Origin of the sequence: Oscillochloris sp. ZM17-4 (genome assembly GCF_019599295.1) — a bacterium.
Classification (GTDB): domain Bacteria; phylum Chloroflexota; class Chloroflexia; order Chloroflexales; family Chloroflexaceae; genus Oscillochloris.
The window spans coordinates 1-5,127 of the sequence record NZ_JAIEWN010000065.1 but is presented as its reverse complement, the minus strand read 5'-3'; the positions used below and the strand labels follow the sequence as shown (position 1 = coordinate 5,127).

Annotated in this window: 3 protein-coding genes; 1 reads left to right on the top strand and 2 read right to left on the bottom strand. The window is 71.0% G+C overall.

Translation table 11 applies throughout. From position 1 onward, the window contains the following. Positions 1 to 309: 309 nt before the first annotated feature. Positions 310 to 3,258 carry a GAF domain-containing protein gene (locus K2Z83_RS25650; protein WP_220598018.1) on the top strand — a complete coding sequence of 983 codons (2,949 nt, stop codon included), beginning with the start codon at positions 310 to 312 and terminating at the stop codon, positions 3,256 to 3,258. On the opposite strand, the gene K2Z83_RS25645 is transcribed toward K2Z83_RS25650, so the two are convergent. Then, positions 3,142 to 4,719, bottom strand: a complete 1,578-nt coding sequence (locus K2Z83_RS25645; protein ID WP_220598017.1) for a DUF4838 domain-containing protein — start codon at positions 4,717 to 4,719, stop codon at positions 3,142 to 3,144. The two genes, K2Z83_RS25650 and K2Z83_RS25645, sit on opposite strands and share 117 nt — an antisense overlap. 89 nt (positions 4,720 to 4,808) lie before the next feature. Then, positions 4,809 to 4,994: a hypothetical protein gene (locus K2Z83_RS25640; RefSeq protein ID WP_220598016.1), complete on the bottom strand. Its 186-nt coding sequence runs from the start codon at positions 4,992 to 4,994 to the stop codon at positions 4,809 to 4,811. Positions 4,995 to 5,127 lie beyond the last annotated feature (133 nt).

The window sequence follows — 5,127 nt, the reverse complement described above, 5'->3', positions numbered from 1 at the left end:
ATCGCCGCCAAACCCTACAAAGCATCGGGTCAGAGTCGAAGCCCTACCTGGTCATCATGGGTGCGGCGTATAGTCTTGCAGCGGTGCTCTGGCGTACGGCTGAAACCGCGTCGCCGGGGCGCTGCGCGCCGAGCGTCGGCCCCCCCCGGCGCGGCTTCACCCGCACGCCCGCATGCAAGAGTTTACGTCACACCTGGTCATCATACCACTTGTGCGCCGCCCGCCGCCCGTGTGCTATACTGATCGCCACGCCCGCCGCCGGCGCGGCGTCGCTTTGCGCTATGGCCCGCGCCACTAGGGCAACCCTCCATGATAGAGCCTGCCCACATCCTGATCGTCGAGGACGACGCGCTCATCCGCCGGGTCTACCGCGATGTGCTGGCCAGCAGCGGCTACCGGGTCTCGCTCTCGGCCAGCGGAGAGGAGGCCCTGGCCTACCTCCAGCTGATCACGCCCGACATTATCTTGCTCGACCTCGGCCTGCCCGGCATCGACGGCAACGAAGTGACCCGCCGGATCAAGGCCGACCGCAGCAAGCCCTTCACCCCGGTCATGGTGCTCTCCGCCCAGGCCGACCTCTCCACCAGCGTGGCCAGCCTCGACGCTGGCGCCGACGACTTCCTGGTCAAGCCGGTCGAGATCGATGAGCTCCTGGCCCGCGTGCGGGCCATGCTGCGCCTCCAGCGCGCCCAGCGCAGCCTGAGCAACGAGCAGCGCAAGACGGAGCTGCTCCTGCACCTCACCCGCGACCTGGGGGCGAGCATCGACCTCGACGTGCTGCTGACCCGCTTCCTCGACCACCTGGCCGACGCCGTGGGCGCCATCCGGGCCAGCATCATCCTGACCGACTTCGAGGACGACCGCACCCTCTGCTACTCCAGCAGCCGCAACCCGGCATCCCCGGCGCTCACCGATATTATGCGCCACGGCGTGGCCGGCTGGGTGCTGCGCGAGCAGTCCCCCGCCGTGATCCAGGACACCCGCCTGGACTCGCGCTGGTTCTCGGCGATCGACGTCCACTCGAATGTGCGCTCGGTGGCCGCCATGCCGGTGCTGCGCGAGCACAATATGCTCGGCGTGATCACCCTCGTCCACCACACCCCCGGCTTCTTCAGCGTCGAGCATGTGGATCTGCTCAGCTCGGTGGCCGCCCAGAGCGCCGTGGCGCTGGAGAGCGCCCAGCTCTTCCGCGTGGCCCAGCGCCAGCGCGCGCTGCTCGCCCAGCGCGCCGAGGAGCTGCGCAAGATCAACGAGATCAACGCCTTCCTCTCTGAGCTGATGCAGCCCGACCAGGCGATGCGGCTGCTGGTCTATATGATCCAGCAGCAGTTCGGCTACCCCCTGGTGAGCCTGCTGATGCGCGACGGCGCCGACCTCGTGCTCCAGGCATCGGCCGGCGCGCTCAGGGGCGAGGTGCCCCAGAGCCTGCGCGTCCATATCGACCGGGGGCTGAATGGCTGGTCGCTCCAGCACCGCCTGGCGGTGCGCGTCGATGATGTGGCGCATGACTCACGCTTCGAGGCGGTCTTTGATGATGACGCCCTGGTGCGCTCCGAGCTGGTGGTCCCGATCATCCTGCGCCGCGAGGCCCTCGGCACCCTCGATGTGCGCAGCCCCGTGCCCGGCGCCTTCGGCCCCAACGACGAGGCCGTGCTCGGCGCGATCATGGGCCAGTTCAGCATCGCCCTGGGCAACGCGCGCCTGCTGGAGAACGAGCAGCAGCGCATCCAGCAGCTCAACCAGGTGAACCGGCTCTCGGTGGCGATCACCGCCCAGCTCGACGCGCCGCAGAACCTGCAGCTGGCCGCCGAGGCTGTGGCCAAGATCTTCGATGCGCCCCAGGCCGGACTGCTGCTCTTCGGCGACATCGACCAGCACAACAACGCCCTGGTGGCCCTCTATGGCCCGGCCAGCCCCTACGACGACGACCTGACCCGGCTGATCTTCGCCTTCCCCGAGGCCCACAAGATGGTGGCCCGCCTGCGCGCGCCGATCCTGCTGCGCGGCCTGCCCGCCCGCGCCGACCTCGCGATCGCCAGGCGCTTCCTGGAGGCCCGCCGGATCGATGATGTCCTCGCCGTGCCGCTCATGGCCGGCCAGCACACCCCCGGCGTGCTCTTCGTCGATGCCACCGGCCGCGAGGGCGGCTTCGACCGGGCCGACCTGGAGCTGGCCACCACCGTCGCCAGCCTGATCGTCCAGGTGATCGAGAACGCCCGTCTCTACCGCGTGGTGGCCGATGAGCGCTCCACCCTCAACGCAGTGCTGCGCGGCGCCGCCGACCCGATCCTGCTGATCGGCCCCGAGCGCGAGCTGCTGCTCGCCAACCGCGCCGCCGAGGATCGGTTGCACCTTCACATCGGCGCTGACCGGGGCAAGACCCTCGACGCCCTAGCCAGGGCGGGGCACAATGCGCCCCTGGCCCGGCTGCTGCCCCTGCTCAGCGACAGCCAGACGAATGGCGAGGCCACCGAGATCAGCATGCCCGAGGATATGGCTTACAGCGTGAGCATGTCGCCCGTGCAGAGCGCCGACGGCCAGCCCCTCGGCCAGGTCGCCGTGCTGCGCGATATCAGCGCGATCCGGCGCCTGGAGCGCCAGGAGCGCGAGCGGGTGCGCAGCGTCTTCCGCCGCTATGTCTCGCCCCAGGTGGCCGAGCAGCTGCTCAGCACCGGCGGCGAGTTTGGCGACCCGACCGAGCGCGAGGTGGTGGTGCTCTTCGCCGACCTGCGCGGATTCACCGCTCTGACTGAGCGCATGGACCCGCATGTGTTGATCACGCAGATCCTCAACCGCTACTTCACGGCGATGACTGAGGTGCTCTACGCCCACGATGGCACGATCGATAAGTTCCTCGGCGACGGGGTGATCGGCGTCTTCGGCTCGCCGATCTCTCACCCCGACGACCCGCGCCGCGCCCTGGCTGCCGCCGTCGATATGCAGCGCGCCTTTGGCGATCTGGCCACCATCTGGCGCGAGGATCTGGGCATGGAGATCGGCATGGGCGTGGGGGTTAGCTATGGCCGGGCGGTGGTGGGCAACATCGGCTCGACCCAGCGCCAGGACTACACGCTGATCGGCGATGTGGTGAACACGGCCAGCCGGCTCTCGGGGCTGGCCCGCGCCGGCCAGGTGATCATCTCATACCACCTCCACGATGCGCTGCCCGCCGCCGCCCCCTGGCCCCTGCGCTCCCTCGGCGCGGTTGAGCTCAAGGGGAAGCAGGAGCCGCATCGGATCTATGAGGTCGGGTATTAGTGGGGGTTGGTCGAGGGCCGCGCGCCAGGCCGCGCCCAGGGCGGCGTAGGCGCGGGCCAGGGCCTCGGGCGCGCGCGGGGCGCGGGCGGCGGCGTAGCCCGCCACCAGCGCCGCGACATCCTGCTCGGGCGACCAGGCCAGCCGGGCGAAGAGGTGCGCGTTCAGCGGCGCGGACACCCAGGGCCGGTCGCCGGTCATCAGGGCGTGGACGCTGCCCACCCCGGCGTCGCGGTAGTGGGCCAGGTCGGCGGCGATCAGCTCGGGCAGCGGCGGCAGCGAGGACTTGAACAGGATGCCATCCAGGTAGTACTCGAAGACAGAGCTTCGCGGGAGATTCTCAAGAGAGGGTTCCCCTCTCTTGAACGCTCCCCCTTGCCCGAACAGGGCGATATTCTCGGCGAGGCGGGCGGCGTAAGGCGCGTTGATCGGGCTGGCCGGGTCGCCGATGCTCTGGCCATAGGAGCGCGGGCGCGGGGCGAAGATCAGCTCGACCTGCGGGTGGGGCCGCATGGCGCGCGGGGCGTCCTCGGTATCGTGGTAGGCCAGGTAGCTCACGCGGGCGTCGGGGCGCAGCGCGGCCAGGGCCTCGCCCAGCGTGTTCGCGGCGAGCAGGGCCTGGTCGGCCGGGGCGAGGCCGGCGCAGCGCGGGCAGTGGCACCAGCCGCCGCCCAGCACATCGTCGGGCCAGAGGTGATAGATCTGGGCCTCGGGGTAGGCCGCAAAGAAGGCCGCGCCGCGCTCGCGCAGCACAGCCTGCGTCTCGGGGTGGCTCGGGCAGAAGTTATAGTCGGGCGTGCGGCGGGCGCCGTCGTGGCGAAAGAGCTCGGGCCGCTCGCGAAAGAGCCGGCGCGGCACGAGGTCGCTCAGGTGGTGGCCGCCCAGCTCCAGATCCAGGCCGCGCGCGGCAATCAGGGGCAGGATCGCGCGGCGGCGGGCGCGCCAGCTCGCCAGGCGGCATGCGCCCATGGCCGGGCCGCGGCCGATCGTATGGATGAAGATCGCGCTCAGGCGGGCGCGGGCGGCCCACTCCACCCAGGGCTTGGCCTCGGACAGAAAGTGGTCGTGGCCGATGATCAGGCCGCGCCCGGCGAGGGCGGGCCGGTCGGCCAGGCCGGCGGCGGGGAGCGTCACCCGCTCGTGGCGGGGCAGGCGCTCGCCGTCGGGGCCGGGGGCCACCCAGCGGCAGCCCAGCGCCTCAAGCAGATCGTAGGTGGCGTAGAGCAGGCCGCGCGGGCCGTCGCCGCGCAGCACGAGGCCGCCGGCATCGGGCGCGCGCAGAAAGCCATCGCCGCCGGGGCCGTGGCGCATCAGGATGCGCGGGCCGTCGGCGCGGGCCAGCACGGGAAGATCTGGTGCGCCGATGCGGCGCAGGGTGCGGCGCAGCTCCTCGGCGGCGAAGCGGGCCACGGGGCTATCGCTCTCCAGCTCGATCGACCACGTCGGGGTGAGGGTGAGATCCAATGCGTATCATCTCCAGGTAGGCGCGGGCCTGAAGATTATACGCCGGATTGAGCGATTGGGCGCAGCAGCGCGGCGCCGCTGCGCCCCGCCTAACGCGCCCCGGCGAGCCGCCGCAGCCAGTCCATCGGGCCGATATGGGGCTCCTTGTCCTGCTCATGGTCGGCCTGCCGCTTGCCGGCCGCCTGGCGGGCCATGCGCTCCTGATCGGCCCACTGGTGCCGCCGGCGGATCTCCTCGTGGGCGTCGCGCAGGGCGCGCTCGGTGTCAAGGTTCATTGCGTTACCTCTCCTCATCGGTGTGCCTCGCTTTGCCGTCAGGTCGCTCGCCACTGAGACAATGGTAGCGGCTGCGGGGCGCGGGCGCATCACCGGGGCTAGGTATTCTCTGGCGCGGCGTGGCGGCGGGGGT

What these genes read in the sequence shown, in the direction of transcription:
- K2Z83_RS25640 (WP_220598016.1), bottom strand. Translation starts at nt 4,994, where the DNA reads ATGAACCTTGACACCGAGCGCGCCCTGCGCGACGCCCACGAGGAGATC.
- K2Z83_RS25650 (WP_220598018.1), top strand. Translation starts at nt 310, where the DNA reads ATGATAGAGCCTGCCCACATCCTGATCGTCGAGGACGACGCGCTCATC.